The 16,967-nt window shown below is 30.7% G+C and carries 13 protein-coding genes; 7 read left to right on the top strand and 6 right to left on the bottom strand.

Features of this window, described 5'->3' with window-relative positions:
* Positions 1–20 precede the first annotated feature (20 nt).
* The 3 genes from TERY_RS19620 to TERY_RS19610 all read right to left on the bottom strand — a co-directional run bounded on the left by TERY_RS19620 (position 21) and on the right by TERY_RS19610 (position 3,277).
* The gene (locus TERY_RS19620) at positions 21–785 is read right to left on the bottom strand and encodes a PspA/IM30 family protein (protein ID WP_011613421.1); all 765 of its coding nucleotides are present in this window, start codon (positions 783–785) and stop codon (positions 21–23) included.
* Positions 786–1,058: 273 nt separating this feature from the next.
* A complete protein-coding gene (locus tag TERY_RS19615) occupies positions 1,059–1,823 on the bottom strand; it encodes a PspA/IM30 family protein (RefSeq protein WP_011613420.1) in 765 nt (254 codons plus the stop codon).
* Positions 1,824–2,611: 788 nt separating this feature from the next.
* Positions 2,612–3,277, bottom strand: a complete 666-nt coding sequence (locus TERY_RS19610; protein WP_011613419.1) for a PspA/IM30 family protein — start codon at positions 3,275–3,277, stop codon at positions 2,612–2,614.
* 3,917 nt (positions 3,278–7,194) lie between these two features.
* Between TERY_RS19610 and grxC the strand changes: the two genes are divergently transcribed.
* A complete protein-coding gene (gene grxC, locus TERY_RS19605; RefSeq protein ID WP_011613417.1) occupies positions 7,195–7,512 on the top strand; it encodes a glutaredoxin 3 in 318 nt (105 codons plus the stop codon).
* Between the two features lie 693 nt (positions 7,513–8,205).
* Here the strand turns inward: grxC and menD are convergent.
* The gene (gene menD, locus TERY_RS19600) at positions 8,206–9,954 is read right to left on the bottom strand and encodes a 2-succinyl-5-enolpyruvyl-6-hydroxy-3-cyclohexene-1-carboxylic-acid synthase (RefSeq protein ID WP_011613416.1); all 1,749 of its coding nucleotides are present in this window, start codon (positions 9,952–9,954) and stop codon (positions 8,206–8,208) included.
* Between the two features lie 291 nt (positions 9,955–10,245).
* On the opposite strand from menD, the gene TERY_RS35420 reads away from it, so the two are divergent.
* Positions 10,246–10,491: a hypothetical protein gene (locus tag TERY_RS35420; protein ID WP_011613415.1), complete on the top strand. Its 246-nt coding sequence runs from the start codon at positions 10,246–10,248 to the stop codon at positions 10,489–10,491.
* A gap of 63 nt (positions 10,492–10,554) precedes the next feature.
* Entirely contained in the window at positions 10,555–11,262 is a 708-nt protein-coding gene (locus TERY_RS19595; protein WP_011613414.1) for a hypothetical protein, read from the top strand.
* A 40-nt stretch (positions 11,263–11,302) separates the two neighbouring features.
* Here TERY_RS19595 and TERY_RS19590 read toward each other — a convergent pair whose 3' ends face one another.
* Positions 11,303–11,518 carry a hypothetical protein gene (locus TERY_RS19590; protein ID WP_044136942.1) on the bottom strand — a complete coding sequence of 72 codons (216 nt, stop codon included), beginning with the start codon at positions 11,516–11,518 and terminating at the stop codon, positions 11,303–11,305.
* A 262-nt stretch (positions 11,519–11,780) separates the two neighbouring features.
* Here TERY_RS19590 and TERY_RS19585 point away from each other — a divergent pair, with 262 nt between their 5' ends.
* Positions 11,781–12,563: a DUF3598 family protein gene (locus TERY_RS19585; RefSeq protein ID WP_044136941.1), complete on the top strand. Its 783-nt coding sequence runs from the start codon at positions 11,781–11,783 to the stop codon at positions 12,561–12,563.
* A 40-nt stretch (positions 12,564–12,603) separates the two neighbouring features.
* Positions 12,604–12,852: a DUF3598 family protein gene (locus TERY_RS19580; protein WP_044136940.1), complete on the top strand. Its 249-nt coding sequence runs from the start codon at positions 12,604–12,606 to the stop codon at positions 12,850–12,852.
* A 400-nt stretch (positions 12,853–13,252) separates the two neighbouring features.
* Here TERY_RS19580 and TERY_RS19575 read toward each other — a convergent pair whose 3' ends face one another.
* A complete protein-coding gene (locus TERY_RS19575) occupies positions 13,253–14,749 on the bottom strand; it encodes an isochorismate synthase (RefSeq protein ID WP_011613413.1) in 1,497 nt (498 codons plus the stop codon).
* 401 nt (positions 14,750–15,150) lie between these two features.
* On the opposite strand from TERY_RS19575, the gene menA reads away from it, so the two are divergent.
* Both menA and msrB read left to right on the top strand, forming a co-directional pair.
* On the top strand, positions 15,151–16,047 hold the full coding sequence (gene menA, locus TERY_RS19570) for a 2-carboxy-1,4-naphthoquinone phytyltransferase (RefSeq protein ID WP_011613412.1): 897 nt from the start codon (positions 15,151–15,153) through the stop codon (positions 16,045–16,047).
* A gap of 420 nt (positions 16,048–16,467) precedes the next feature.
* A complete protein-coding gene (gene msrB / locus TERY_RS19565; RefSeq protein WP_011613411.1) occupies positions 16,468–16,866 on the top strand; it encodes a peptide-methionine (R)-S-oxide reductase MsrB in 399 nt (132 codons plus the stop codon).
* Positions 16,867–16,967 lie beyond the last annotated feature (101 nt).

The raw sequence follows: 16,967 nt of genomic DNA, 5'->3' as shown, positions 1-16,967 counted from the left end.
AAACTTGCGTAAAACAAAGTTTACATTTTGTCAAGTTGTTTACGTAAATCCTCTAGTTCATCATCAACAACCGGTTTTTCTACTGACCCTTGTGATGAAGCTGGTAATTGACTCTGGTTTACTGAACCCCCTACCAGTTTTGCTTTCATCGCTGCCAACTCATCATCAACATCACTATTAGCTTCTAACTGTCGAAAATCCTCTTCTAAGCCAGCACCAGCTAATTCTGCTGAAGCTTGGGAACGAGCCTCCATTTGAAGTACCTTTTCTTCCATCCTGTCAAAAGCGGCCATTGCCCCGCTAGTATTAAGAGAACCTATTGTGTTATTTAGTTGCTCCTGAGTTTTAGCAGCTTTTAATCTCGCGTTCAAAATATCTTTCTTAGCCTTAGCTTCAGAAATCTTGCCTTCTAAAGCTGTTAGATTTCTTTTTAGGGTTTCCACCTGAGATGTTTGACTCTCTAAAGATACTTTTATAGTGCTAGCAGTATCAGAATAAGTTGTCTTACGCTGTAGAGCTTCCTTTGCCAAATTATCATCTCCCTTTTTCAGAGCTAACTCTGCTCGGGAGTACCATTGCTGAGCTTGAGACTCAGCTTGTTTGTGCTGTTGTTGGGTGCGCTTCTGAGTAGCAATAGCACTAGCAACTGCCTGGCGCAACTGAACCAAGTCTTCTTGCATATCAATAATAGACTGTTCTAGAACCTTTTCAGGATCTTCAGCCTTATTTACTATATCGTTAACATTAGCTCTAGCGATACGACTAATCCGATCAAATAATCCCATAATTTTATATTTCCTTTTAATTGACAAAGCGCGAAAAGTTTGCCTCTATTGCCTCGCCCTTCTATAGTAACTTTTTAATTTTTTTTGATTTTAGATGTTATGATTAAGTATTTAGTTATAATATTATTATTCTAAGGATACTCCGAGATAAAAAAAACGGACGTACCAGTCAATAATTATACTAGTGCCCGTAGAATTTCTCCTCAGAAAAGCTAAATATCTATCAAAGCTAAAGGTATTGCTTAAAGGTAAAATTTTTATCTAAAATAAAGTTTACGTTTTGTCAAGTTGTTTACGTAAATCCTCTAGTTCATCATCAACAACCGATTTTTCTGCTGACCCTTGTGATGAAGCTGGTAATTGACTCTGGTTTACTGAACCCCCTACCAGTTTTGCTTTCATCGCTGCCAACTCATCATCAACATCACTACTAGCTTCTAACTTTCGAAAATCCTCTTCTAAGCCAACACCAGCTAATTCTGCTGAAGCTTGGGAACGAGCCTCCATTTGAAACACCTTTTCTTCCATCCGTTCAAAAGCAGCCATTGCTCCGCTATTATTAAGAGAACCTATTGTGTTATTTAGTTGCTCCTGAGTTTTAGCAGCTTTTAATCTCGCGTTCAAAATATCTTTCTTAGCCTTAGCTTCAGAAATCTTGCCTTCTAAAGCTGTTAGATTTCTTTTTAGGGTTTCCACCTGAGATGTTTGACTCTCTAAAGATACTTTTATAGTGTTAGCTGTCTGAGAATAAGTATTTTTACGCTGTAGAGCTTCCTTTGCCAAATTTTCATCTCCCTTTTGCAGAGCTAACTGTGCTCGGGAGTACCATTGTTTAGCTTGAGACTCAGCTTGGTTGTACTGTTGTTGGGTGCGCTTCTGAGTAGCAATACCACTAGCAACTGCTTGGCGCAACTGAACCAAGTCTTCTTGCATATCAAGAATAGACTGTTCTAAAATCTTTTGAGGGTCTTCAGCGTTATTGACCATCTCATTAACATTAGCTCTGAAGATACGACTAATCCGATCAAATAATCCCATAATTTTATCTTTCCTTTTAATTGACTATTTGTTATAAGTTGGATCCCAGTTTTTAATGACAGATATAGTTATTCTAAACTAAGCTGTTGAAATGTTTATTAAGGGTATTTCTCCTATAGCTATGATATCTAATTTAACTGAAACGGTGAGAAGCTGTCCAAACTTAAGTTAGTTTATATAAAGCAAGTAGATAATAGTAAATAATATTCATATTCTAGGCATCAGTTCATGACCATAAATTAGTAAGAATGAATCAATACTAATATTCATAGCCTTTTTTTAGCTGAGAAAGTTGCGGGAATAGCTGGAAGTTAGGAGCCAGGAGTCAGGACTCAGGTGAGCCAAAAAATTTTCGACTACTTCCTACTTATCATTTTGGCCAATCTGTTTCATTTTCAAAGGTCAAGGAAGAAAGATAGAGAGACAGGGATAACTGAGAAATTTTGGCTCCTATAGTGAGGAAACATGTTAAATTTATCAATTTTCTTGAGGGTCAATTAACTAATTATTGTTATTTAAGCTAGTTAAACCAAATATTTAGTAAGAGTTTAATGACACTCGGATACTGAATTTAGCAATAAAATAAATTTTGGTAAATTTCCCTATTGTGCTATTCCTTTATCTCTCGTTCTCCCACCTATTGTTAACTTACGATACTTTGAAACTGCCATCCGGCGTTTGCCTTGTCTTACTCTATTATCCCTAGTTATTTTAATAAACCTACTCAAGTGAGCTAGTTCCTAGTCCCTGTTCCTAAAGGTTTTTATTGATGAGGTAATTGATAATTTCTACCTCTTTCGCAAGATTTTAGCTTTCATCGCCTTCAACTCAGCCTCAATATGATTATCTCCTTCAAGAGTATTAAACTTTTTCTCCAAACTATCAATTCCTAACTCAGCTATCATCTGAGACTGAGACTCAAGCTGCGTTATTTTTTCTTCCATTTCCTCAAAAGTACTTAAAGTATTGCCAGTATTTACTAAGTCTAACATTTTATTCAACTTTTCCGAAGCCCTAGCAGAACGTGCCCGGGCAATATACATATTCTTTTTTAATTTTGCTTCACTAACTTTGTGTTCCAACTGCTTCATATTTTGCTTCAGTTTTTCTACTACCTGTTTTTGCTGTTCCATCTGAACTTTCATGACCGTAGCTGTTTCTTGATATGAATTACGTCTGGTCAAAGCCTCCCTTGCCAAATTTTCTTGGCCTTTTTGTAAGGCCAAATGCGCTCGTCTATACCACTCATCGGCAGTAGATTTAGCTTGGTAAGATTGTCTTTCTGTCTGTTTTTGGGTAGCGATCGCTTCTGCTACTACCTGTCGTAATTTTACTAGGTCATTCTGCATATTTTTTATTGTCTGTTCCAGGATCTTCTCTGGATCTTCAGCATTAGAAATTAAGCTATTCACGTTAGCACGAATTACCCGCCAAAAGTGGTCAAAAATTCCCATAAAGACTCTCCATATTTATTGTAATTTCATAACTTACACGCCCAAACAGTTAACCGAGTTTATTGCTTTTGATTTAGGAATAATTATTATTGTAAGTTTTGCTTAACTATAAGGCTAAGTAACTTCCTATTTTATATGAAAAACACTTTTCATAAACTTAACTAAATTTAGCTGATTATTCCCGAGTTAAATCTGCTCAAAGGAATTATATAATTTACTGAATTTAAAAATTCCTGGATTTCTTCTATTATTATAAACTAATAAATATCAGCCCATAATTGACTCCAAAAAAATAGGTTTCGGGAATTTTTTAAATAAGCTATTCGTTAAAAATATTTGGTCTTTAAGGAAAATAAAACCTCATTATACCTACTTTCGCTTTTTGAGAGTGTTTTAGTTCTCAGTTAATTATTTTGTATTTAAAACTTTAGTTGCCCATGAAATAATCCTGCACTTTGTTTTCAAATTTTATCGATGCATAAATAGCTAATATATATTCAACTTAAGACTTTATTTTTTTAGTTTTTTTCGTTGTTAGCCTGGGGAATATTTAAGTTACTAATTATGTAGTATTTTCCTTGTTAATGATGGAAATTTATTTAGGAATAAATTATACTTTTTATCGTTGTTATTCTGGATTGTTTTATTTAGTAATTATGTATTATTTAGAAATATTTAAAATTGAGAAAATGGTGAAAAAAACTTGATTAGGATTTCCTGATTAAATCTAGAAAACTTATAGTTTAAGCTATAATTTTTGAATTTTATACAACATTTATTGAATTAGATAATTGAAATTTTAAAGTAGGAAAGTAGGAAAATATGAAAGATAAACAGATTACGCTATAAATTTTGAATATCAGAAAAAAATTATTGAATTAGATAATTGAAATTTTAAAGTAGGAAAATATGCAAGATAAACATAAAGAACAAGTGGTAAAATTTTATGCTATTAAAACAATAACAAAGTTGAGATTAAAAACCAATCTAAAAAAACATAAAAATAAAAATAACTAAGCCCTAAAAAAAATATCAAACTTATAATATGACATGGAACAATTAACTATTATATAAAGAAAAATGTACTAAAAAATAGATCAATTGATTACCAAAAATGAGGATAGTATCTGCATTTAAATCTATAGTTTTTTATCAATTATTTGATTTATTAACTAATAAAAAAAATGTATAATATGGCAATATTTATTAAATAAACTCCGTTATATTTAAGCTTGTATGTGTCAAAAATTTAGTTATGTTAATTTGTTTAATAAGCTTCTACAGGACTCAGATAAAATAATACTTTTAGGATTAGTATATTTGAATAGATTAAGTTGTTTTAAGAGATCCAATATTTTTGACAGTAAACATATTCAGCATTTTTAATTATAAATTATGCTCTATTTTTAGCTAAAATATACCAAAAATGCTATCGCAATTACTTTTTTAGTAATCAATATTTATGCCCTATGAAAAGAGTTTTTTCTCTTTTTTTGCATTTTTTTTTGAGAAAAAACAGTTTTTGCGGTCTGTTTAATGATTTCAACTTATTCTATTTATTAAGTCTTAATCCTACCCACTGAACCTAGTAAAATAGGAATGAAAAAACAACAGGAGTTAGGTAACAATAAAATGATGTTAATAAATAGTATTTATAAATAGACAATCTAAGTATAACTTTTTTTATAATTATTCTTATATTTGAATTAATAATGATAATAAAAAATAATTAATAGACTTGCATTAATAATACATTAACTATTTTTAGATTTATTCATTAACTCCTAATTATCCCAGTTTTTTTTGAGCCGTTTTCCAGCTTTTTGAAATTATTTTTCGATAGTTTTTTTAATCCAAATATTTTATTGTTTTACTTTCAACTAACAACCATCTTGGTTCTACTGCTGTATATATATTTGCAATATCTACATAATTAGATTCCCATACTTTATACCTAGCATGATAAATGTTTGCTACAAATAGCTAGGAGAATTTTTAATACTCAAAATTCAGAATTCATCACTGATAATAAATAGATTAAGGAGCATTTTTAGTAGGTAAATCATCTTTTTTACTCAATTGAACATTTCCTTGAAAATATTTTTATTTCCTTTACTATTCGTAGCGTTATTATTTCAAAATGGTATTACTTATAATCAAATCGTTATGATCAACAAACTTATAGGCTCTTTTTAGTAAAGTATGGTACGGTAAGAAAGAGTAATTTAGTCTCTAAAAAATAAAATCTTATTCTCTTACATTTAATGAAAAAATAATTAAAAAGAGAGTGAACATTATTATTTTATTGTCAATAAAATTGAAATAAATGAGCTTTAATCTAAGTCAAATGCTTCGATATGTAATTGATACTTTTTTTTATAATTTCCAGTATGATGAAAAGAAAAATTTTATTTTAACCAACTTCACATATAATTTTTTAGGACTATTACCTAGTATATTATCATTAAAATATTCTGCTTTTATTCCTTTTACTAGTAAATTTTATAATACATTTTATTGAGATAATTTTTTGAATAAATATAGAGGAGAATGACCCTAATTCAATACTATTTAAAATCATGAATTTTACTACTATCTCTAGAACTAATTCAAGAGTTTTTTTTAGTAGTTAATTTTTCAATTATCCCTATTTAACTAATGATTCTAATTACTAGTCCCAAGTAGTCGTGCATTTTTAATTTCTACTGACATTTTTTTTACTTTTTAAAACCAATGAATAATTTTTACATAAAAACTCTACTTTTTCTTCTGGATATACCTCCGTATTTTGACATAAAAACTTTGGCGATTTTTATGCCATCCCAGTATTAATACGTGATTAATTGCGTTGGTTTAGTAAATACAATAAGTATATCACTAACTTATGACACTTTTAGTGCTACATTTTGAAATGAGTAATATGGGTTTAAAGATAATAGCTAGTATCTAATTGTAAAAATTAGTAATAGTATTTTTGAGTTAAGAATCTTTGACTTGACGCTTTTTTCTCAATCAAAAGCTTGGGGTTCTCTTAGTATGAATCTGTAAAGTCCTCAATTACTTGCTTAATGGCCAGAAAAATATAATCATTAGTAGTATTTTATAAATATATTAACTTTTATAACTAGATACTAGTTCAACTAATTTATACCAATCAGGAATGATTCATAAGACTAGAATACCTAATGGGGTAAATAGTTTATCAGATATAATTACTGATTGCTATATGATTAAATAATTATTATTAACAGTCTTAATTAATCAAAAATATTTATTAACTTAACTATGTCTAATTTGCGCTGGCTAATTCTTAGTTCTTCTGCCTCTGGAGCTGGTCTTGTTTCCATTGGATCTTTAATTATTAGTTTATCCCATAAATCTACTTTAGTAGGTTTTTTATTTCTATTTTTTGTCTTAACTGTTTTTACAATAAATGTAATATTGACGGCTCATTATTATTCTAAAATTTCTAGGCAGCTATACATCAAAAATAAGATGCAAACACAAATGAAGATGAGGGCAAAACCTACAAGATATCGATACTAAATTTTGAGGTAATAAATAATTTCAGACAATAATATGGGGCACTAAATCCAGACATATGAGAGAATATTCGATAAACCTCTTCTTTTCTAAAGTATTTATGAGATAAGGTGAGTATTCAAACCCTACTTATTAAATAATTGAAAGTTGCCCGATGGGTAGTCGAGGTTTTAAAAGCAATTTTTCGGTAAAATAGAAAAAAAATAGGTTCAAATATAGACTGGCCAAGACTTTGATATTAACAAGATATAAATCTGGAATAAGCACAGGTTCTAACTATTGTGAGTGACTCAAAATAATTCCTTTGTCTAGGCTGACTTTGATCTATTTTTCATACCAGAAAATGTCTAAGTACTATTAATTAATTACTAAAAATGCTTGATTTTCTTAACCCTATTCTTGGTCGTCATCCAGAACGTATGAAAGCAAAGGTTGAAATTTATACTTGGCAAACTTGCCCGTATTGTATTAGAGCAAAACTTTTGCTTTGGTGGAAAGGTGTTAACTATACAGAATACAAAATAGATGGCAATGAAAGTGCTAGAAATAGTATGAGTGAACGTGCTAATAGAAGTCGTACTGTGCCACAGATTTTTATTAATAATCAACATATTGGTGGCTGTGATGATATCTATGCTTTGGATAACAAAGGTCAATTAGAGCCTTTATTGATTGAGGTTCTCCCAGATTAAACCAAAAATTATAATGATCTCAGTTTTGGTTGAAGACCTAGGTTTTTGTTCACGATAACTCTGCAATTGGAAAAAATAATTAATATTGCTATATTGACAATAGTGTGCTATAGCAGAGATATATATTTAATGATATAAAAGTTTCTAGAAAAAGCATCGAATTGGTGAGGTATTGTGGAGTGAGCTTTTGACTATAAAAAAGTTCGGCAGATTAGCTGCTATGTTTCGCTTCATGAGATGAAAAGCTTATCTATTCTTAAATAGGCAACAGAAACCTAACTGGACTTAGGGTTTATGAATCTTGCTCTGTTTTGTAAAGCAGCGCCGGGAAAATATCAGAAAATATCAAAGTATAGGATGATCAGCAAAAGAGATTTGATACAAATTATGATTTTCAGGGCAGTTGGTAATTTTAAAAATTCTTCTTTTTGAATTTTTAACTTAGAAAAAAAATATTCTGTAAATCTATTTATGATTTTCAGGGTATTTGGTAATTTTAAAAATTCTTCTTTTTGAATTTTTAACTTAGGAAAAAATATTCTGTAAATCTATAAATTATCTAACCGTCATCTAGGGTCAAGTTGGCGGTTTGTTTGTAATTATGAAACTCTTATTTCACTACTTCATAAAGAATTTAGTAACTGGTAATTTTAAAACCTCTTCTTTTTGAGTTTTCAATTTAGAAAAAATATTCTATAAATCTATAAATGTATCTAAATTATCTAACCGCCATCTAGCGTCAAGTTGGCGGTCTGTTTGTAATTCTAAAATCCTTATTCCACTACTTGGTAAAGGATTTAAAAGTTGTTGTAATTGGTTCCAGGAAGATATTTTTTGGTGTTCTAAACCATAAGTTTTACATAAATCAGCAAAATCAATCTCTTGGGGAGTAGCAAAAAATTCTGTAAAAGGTGGTTCAAAGTTAGCTATTGGGAGCATTTCAAAAATTCCACCTCCCTGATTATTAATCAAAATAATAGTTAAATGACCGACTAATTTATTTCTTAGTAAAAAACCATTGGTGTCATGTAAAAGCGCCAAATCTCCTGTTAACATAACAGTTTTTTGATACCGGTGGGCAATACCTAAAGCTGTTGATAAAGTACCGTCTATTCCATTTACACCTCGATTAAAAAATGGCTGAATTTGGGAATTATTAGGAACCCAGAAAAACTCTACATCTCTAACTGGCATACTATTAGCAACAAATATTGATGTATTTTTTGGTAATGTCTGAGATATTAACCAAGAAATTTTTGGTTCCAATATATGATTTATTTTTGCCATTTTTGTGTCAATATTTTCTCTGACTTTTTCTTCGGCTTGACACCACAAATTTAAGTAATTTATATCATGGTTATTGTTGAAATATTGAGTAATTAAAATTTTGGCTAGTTGTTCTACTGAGATTCGTAAATGAGTTGTCTTTCCATGAAGCGGATCAAAATTATGGTCACTTTGGTCAATAATTAATCTGTGAGAATTAGCTGCTTCTAGCCAAGTTCTTAGTTGTTTACTTGTTGGTAGTTCTCCAATTTGTAAGACTATTTTGGGAATAAGTTTGTTGGCTAATTTTTGATTTCTTAAAATTAAATCATAAGTGCTAATTAAATAGGGATTTAACTGGGAGTAGTTTCTTAGAGGTGATAAACCTTCGGCTAAAACAGGGAAGTTTAAAGTTTGGGAAATTTTAGCGATCGCCTGACAATATACTTCAGGTTTTTCTGGTTGTGCTAAACCTGCAATTATAATTCCTGAGTGAGATTTAAATTGATTTTTTAATAATTCTATTAAGTCAGAATTTGGGATTAATTCTGTTCTAATAATTGGTCGTAAACTAGCAAAAAAGTTTTGGGAAAATTTTGATTCTAAAGCGATCGCTTCTGGTTGATTTATGGGCGCTAAAGGGTCTCGAAAAGGAATATTAAAATGCACAGGTCCAGGTGTAGGAAACATAGTTTTTTCCCAACCATGAATAACTGTTTGTCTTAAATATTCCAATCTTTTTAGTTCTACTGAAGGTAAAGTTAGTTCAATTTGCCAGTTAGGATAATTACCATATAATTTGACTTGATCTATGGTTTGACCAGCATGACAATTTCGTAATTCTGGGGGTCTATCTGCAGTTAGAACTAATAGTGGGATGCGACTTTCTTTTGCTTCTATTATGGCTGGATAAAAATTAGCTGCGGCCGTACCAGATGTACAGACTATAACTATTGGCTGATAATTTTTTTTTGCTATTCCTAGGGCAAAAAATGCTGCTGAACGTTCATCAAGAATGGGAATAGTTTCAATTTTGGGATGGGTGGCAAAGGCGAATGTTAGGGGTGTGGAACGATAACCAGGACTGATAATTGCGGTGGTTAATCCTAAATGATGTAGTGTTTCTACTAAAATAGATGACCATACTGTATTGAGGCTTCTAAAATCAATTGACATAGTTAATTTTTTAGTCTTGAATAGTAAAATAGCAATCCTAAAAATATATTAGGTTATAGTTGGATAAGAACAGATATAAAGAATAGAAATTCCGAATCATCTAGTTTTTAAGTCTAAATATAACAATCCGGCTGAGGCTGTAACAATTCAAAAAGTAGAAATAGAAATAAACTCTGTAAGTTTTACTCATTAATCATTACCTCCAAACATATTCTTAAAAAGTGGCAATATTTTTGACATGAATAAAATAGGATTGTTATAGTATATATATTATTTGAGGAGTTTTAATTTATGAGTAATCCATCTATTAGCGGATTATACGAAATTGTTATCGGTATTACAGTAGAAGATGAAAGCAATTTAATTAACTACTGGGAGAAGTTTGGTTATACAGTTAATCTATCTGGAAACCTTCATGCAGAAACAGCTAAAAAATTGTATGGGGTTGACTCTAATTTACATTCTTTGCGTCTTCAAAACAAAGTCACAGATAGAAGTTTAGTTCGCCTAATGGTTTGGGATAATCCTATTAATTAAGGATTAGAATTAAGCCCTTTAAAAGTAGTAGGAAGTCGCTGGGGAACTTCTCTATCTTTAGATGTGTTTAATGTTGCTAATCATGCTGAAGATGGTCAAGCTATAAAACTTCCAATATATTATATTTCTCCACAACGGAATTTAATTGATCGTCCCGAAAATTTTCAGCCATTTTATCAAGCTAACCCCTGTGTTCATGAAATGGTTTTAATTCAACCATTAACCCGACAGGTTATCTTTCAACGTCATGATTATCATCGACCTAATTCTGGTATTGTTAACCTAGATTCTCATTTTAAAGCCTCAGAGTTTGTTCATGCTGGATTAATTGTTAATTGTGAACATAAAGCCTTAGATTTTTATGATCAAGTCTTAGGATTAGTTCGAGTTGTTGATAATGTTGAATGTGGATATAGTGTTGCTTCTCGTAAGATACTTGAGTTGAAAAAAGAGAATCCTGATGAAAGAATGTTTAACTATTATTTTATTGCTCCTGGTTATGACTTGAAAGAAAAAAATAAAATTCAGTCAGGTAACTTTGAATTTTTACGTTTAGAAGGAAATTTAGAGAATAAACAGACATATTCTCGTCCTGGTTGTTTAGGAACATCTTTATATACTCTACAAGTTACTAATATTGACTTATATCATCAAAAAGTTAGTAATAGTGAAGCCACAGAAGTTACAGAAATAATAATTAATGAATTTGAAGAAAAAAGCTTTTCTTTTGTTGCTCCTGATGGCTATTTTTGGACGTTATTACAAAGTTAAAGATCTCAATTTACTATAAATTTAATCTTCTATTAATAGGTCAAGCAACTTCTTCTTTAATAAAAGCAGCTTTAGGATAACATAAAAAGGCGATAATTTGACATATTTCTGTTGAGAAATACCAACGTTGTATAGGGGTATTTTTAATGATTTGCTGTATCATTTCACTATCTACTCCATCACATTTTGCTGTTAAATAATTCCAAGCTTCTGTTTTAGCCTCTTTTGCGGATGTTTCATTACTATTAAACCCCATAATTTAGATCATATTTATCGACCGGAATTTGTTGGGAAATGCCAAAACCAATACCTCGAGTACTACCGGTAACAATTGCCACTTTTTTTATCATAATTTTATGAATTTTAAACTAGAAATTATTAAATAATATATTATGGTTACTGCTTCTGTCTTATCTGTTTATTTAGCGGTTATCACTGAACAAGTTAAAACTAAGTTTGAAATTGCTTATAGTCATCATTAATTTAAATAATGCAGGTTTTTTTGAGGAAATAAAATTATGGATCTTAAAACACAAAACTGGAAAAACTTTATTGATCAACATTTGTATGCTTGGCATGGTGTTTGGACCAAATATACCCCAGAAGGATGTGTAGAAGAGTCATTTCGTAGTCTTAGAAATTTTGAGAGTAATTCTGACAAAACAGAGATTTATCACCTAAATAAATATATTTATGCTGAAGATAATGTGGAAGAAAAAAGTTGGACTTATTATCAATCAGCAAATAGTTTATCTGATGGAATTTTTCATCCTCAAGCTGAGGTGATGCGGGCTTATTTCTTTCCCTCTGGCCATGCTATTTGGTCTGTAACTCAGTTACCATCAGAGGCTTATTTTGCGATGGAGTTATTTTTTAGATACCAACATCTCAAACATAGTTTTGGTATCATTTATGATGACAAAGGAAACTTGTTTAGAACTGCCAATATTCGAGAAGACTCTACTGGCTATCCCTCCGACTATTGGTCGACCGAATTAGAACAATTATCTCAAAGAGATTTACCACAAAATTGCCAGGGAACGTCAATAACTATTACTCCTAATTTACAAATTTCTGAACCTGTTACTACTCAATTTAATTGGAGTTGGGAAGGAAATAAAACCTTCTTTTTACCTGATGGTGTTTCTATCAGTTGTCCTGAGCAAGTAACTATAGGGAATGCTTTTGATTGTGTAGTTAATTGGTTAATTAATGAAATAGAAATGCACCAATTAATTGCTCATTATGATATATCAGGAAAATTTGAATTTTTAACCTTACAAATATATGAATTAAAGTAATAATTGTGATTGTTTAAATTAGGGTATTAGCATAAATAAATTGATATCCTTTTTACAAATTTCTGAACCTGTTACTACTCAATTTAATTGGAGTTGGGAAGGAAATAAAACCTTCTTTTTACCTGATGGTGTTTCTATCAGTTGTCCTGAGCAAGTAACTATAGGGAATGCTTTTGATTGTGTAGTTAATTGGTTAATTAATGAAATAGAAATGCACCAATTAATTGCTCATTATGATATATCAGGAAAATTTGAATTTTTAACCTTACAAAGATATGAATTAAAGTAATAATTTTGATTGTTTAAAGTAGGGTATTAGCATAAATAAATTGATATCTTTTTTGTTGAATTTTACTGTTCGTCTAGCATCTAGGGAACTAAAGCAAGGTTTAGCTGAAAAAGTCTTTTTCAGGAGTAGGGGATCCACCCCTAATATCTTCCAGAAGTAGATGTAGGGACGTTGCATAATAACAATGCAAATGTTTCTACAGAGGAGAGCAGGTAGTCGGATATATTTGTACCTTAATTTTTATGCCTAGGGACTTCAGATACATTATTCAAATATTTCTGTCGAAGCTACAGAATTTTCATCAGGACTTACGCAAATTCACCTTGCAAACGCCATATTTAGGGGCGAATGCTATTCGCCCTCACGCTTGTGTATTGCCCGTGGGTAAGTCCTGTTCATTTTAAACTAAAGCTTTTAATAATGTCTGAAGTTTGAGTTGAACTTCTGCTAACTCTTGATCTGGTTTTGAACCAGTAACTATACCTGCACCAGCATAAAGTCTAGCGCGTTCTCCATCAATTAAAGCTGACCTAATACCTACAGTAAATTCTCCATTTCCTTGGTGATCTATCCAACCAATAGGTGCTGCATAAAGTGAGCGATCGAAAGTTTCAAAATTCTGTATTTGTTCTTGAGCAATATCTCTAGGAACTCCTGCCACTGCTGGTGTGGGATGGAGTTGTGCTAATATTTCTAATAAATGAATATTTTGAGAAACTTCTGCATTTATTGGTGTCCATAAATGCTGAATATTTGACAATTGTAGTAGATTTGGTTGGGGTAAATAATTTGGTTTTAATCCTAAATATTGAAGACGTTTAATAATGAAATCTATGACAAATTGATGTTCTCGTAAATCTTTTTCACTACATAATAAACTATTGGCTAATTTAGCATCTTGACTAGGGGTTTTGCCTCTAGGTGCAGAACCTGCTAAAGCATCTGTAACTAATTGATTATTGTTAATACTAATTAAGCGTTCTGGACTTGCACCTATGAAGTTTTGGCCCTTGCCATTACTAATAGAAAATACATAGCAGTCTGGATAAATGAATCGCAAGTTGTTTAAGGATTTGATTAAGTTGAAATTATTTTGAGAATATATATCTATAGCATGGGCTAAAACAATTTTTCTTAAATAATTTGAATTGATTAATTCTAGAGCTGAAGCTACTGATTTTTTAAATTTTTGTAAATGATTGACGTTGATTTTTATAAGTTTTTGATTGGGCTTGGTTAAAGTTGATAAATGATTATGTTTTATCTGGGTTATTTCCTGGAATTTATGCCAAATTTTATGGGAAAGATTTTTAATGTTAATAGAGTTATTAATAACGGTATTAATTACAAGTATATTATGTTTATTTGTCTGAGTTATTTGCCAGCATGGTAGAAATATTGTTGCTAAAGGAAAGTGAAGGTTTAGAGATAATTTTTGTTGGTAATTACCATTTTGATAAAGGTTTTGTAGATAGGCATGAGTATCTTTTTCAAAGAAAGTAAAGCTACAAAAAAAGTGGGGACCTGAATATGGTAAGTGTGTTGCACCTAGAGAAATTGTATTGTTTAAACATGATTGAATAAAAGACTCAGCTTGCGCAAAACGACTCCCACTTTTAACAGTAAAATGGGTAGCAGTATCTACAGCAGCGATCGCCAACCTATTTTTGTGGATGTTTTTTTCTCCAATGGCTTGTTTTTCTAAATAAAAATGTAGTTGATGTGGTTGACAAATTTTTTGCAATACTGCTAGGGGATCTACTGATAATATTTCTCGAGAAATACTAATTATTTTTGTTTGCATATTGTCTGTTAATGTCTGTTGACAATTAAACAGAAATTGATACAGATCTTGGTAAGTCTGAAATAGATTAACAGAAGTTGGTGTTACAGGCATGAAAATAAGAATAGCAAATTTTCACTGAATTAGATAGAGTGATTAGTGGGAATGTCCAATTTATGAAAGAGGCAAAATTTATCCCTTAATTAACATTAAATCTTTTTTGACATCCCTTTTGTAGCGATAAGAGATAGAGAATTTTTTAGGCAAGTCGAAAGCCTAAATAAAATCAAAGGTAAAGGAAAAATAAATTAAGTTATTTTTTGTTAAGATTTGAGTTAGACTAGGAAATGAAAGTGGTAAGAAATTAAAAATTGCTATAGCATCAAAAAAATCTCTCATATTTATATTTATAATTGTTTGGAGTTAGGGTTGATAATTTTATCATAATCAACTTAACTATAACAATCAATTTAACATGACTATTGTTAAAATAAAGGATTAATTATCAAATTAATATGACAGCTCAAACAGTAAATAAGTCTGATAAAAAATTATGGTTGGCTGCCATTAAGCCACCTATGTATAGTGTAGCAATTATGCCGATATGGATAGGAACAGCAATAGCTATCTGGGAAAAAAATGGGATTGACTGGTCTATTTTTTTAACGTTTATCACATCAGCAATTTTAATTTTGGGTTGGGAGAATATTAGTAATGATGTCTTTGACTCGGAGACAGGTATTGATAAAAATAAGCACCACTCTTTGGTGAATCTAACAGGGAATAAAAACTTAATGTTTTGGTTAGGTAATTTATGTTTATTTTTAGGTATTTTGGGAGTTGCAACAATTAGCTGGTGGCTGCAAGATTTAACTGTAATTGGATTAATATTACTGTGTTGTTTTTTAGGATATGTTTATCAAGGTCCTCCTTTCAGATTAGGTTATCAAGGTTTAGGAGAAATTATCTGCTTTTTTGCTTTTGGTCCTTTAGCAATTTCTGCTGCTTACTATAGTCAAACTAAGGCTTGGTCAATTACTAGTTTAACGGCTTCAATAATTATTGGAATTACTACTACTATTATTCTCTTTTGCTCCCACTTTCATCAGGTAAAAGATGACTTAGCAGCAGGAAAGCGATCGCCTATTGTGAGGATGGGAACTAAAGCAGGTTCTCAAGTATTAAATTGGTCTTGCGGAATTGTTTTTGTATTAATTTCTATTTGTGTAGGTTTAAAACTATTCCCAGTTTGGGCTTTATTAAGTTTTGCTGGCTTGCCTTTTGCTATTCATTTATGTCGTCACCTTAGTCATTATCACGACCAACCAGAAAAAATTAGTAACTGTAAATTTATTGCAGTTTATCTACATTTTTTTAGTGGATTATTACTTGGCTTAGGATTTGTTATTTGACATATTCTCAGAGCTGAATATTTATAAGTATTCAGTTATCAGTTTGAATAAAAACTGTTATTTTTAAGGTTTTAAAGTCTTATAGTTACCCTGACATTTTTTTGTAGTTCTATATATTTATAAGCTTTCTTAATATTAATCAGGTAAAGTCTTTTTTTTCTATTGCTTATTCCGTATTTCCTAAAATCAAACAATTTGATAATTCCTATATCTATAGATTAGATAGTAAGAAAAATAATCTACTTACAAAAGTAAAGTCAATCAACTTTCATTCGTAAATATCCTAAATTTATTCACAGGGCTTCTCAGCATTAGCTTTTCCATAAAGAATATGTTATGATTTGTAAAGTATAAAATATTATAGCACTTAAAAATTAGTGTTGTACTGGAAAATAGTTTGTCAAAATAAACATTAAAGCCATGGTTAATAAAATTAAAAAAAGTGAAAAAGAGTGGAAAGAACAACTTACCCCAGAACAGTTTAATGTAACTAGAAAAAAGGGAACTGAAAGACCATTCACAGGGGAATATTACAACAATAAAGAAAAAGGAATATATAAATGTGTTTGTTGTGGTATTGACCTATTTAGTTCTGAAGCAAAATATGATTCTGGCACAGGCTGGCCTAGTTATTGGAAACCTATTAATCAAGAAAATATCAAAGAAGAAACTGACTGGAGTTTATTTATGCGGAGAACAGAAGTTCTTTGCAATAATTGTGATGCTCATCTTGGTCATGTTTTTCCAGATGGTCCCCCTCCAACAGGATTGCGTTATTGCTTGAATTCTGCTGCGCTAAAGTTTTCTAAAGGTGAATAAATAATTAGAAATTATGGTGGGAAATATACCACCATATTTTTTTAGTTCAGGCATTTCAGTTATCATTAACTTCCAGATGCTGGAGACTATATTTATTTCTT

Origin of the sequence: Trichodesmium erythraeum IMS101 (genome assembly GCF_000014265.1) — a bacterium.
In the GTDB taxonomy this organism is placed as follows: domain Bacteria; phylum Cyanobacteriota; class Cyanobacteriia; order Cyanobacteriales; family Microcoleaceae; genus Trichodesmium; species Trichodesmium erythraeum.
Note: the sequence above shows the minus strand (reverse complement) of the source record. Positions and strands in the feature narration are given on the sequence as shown.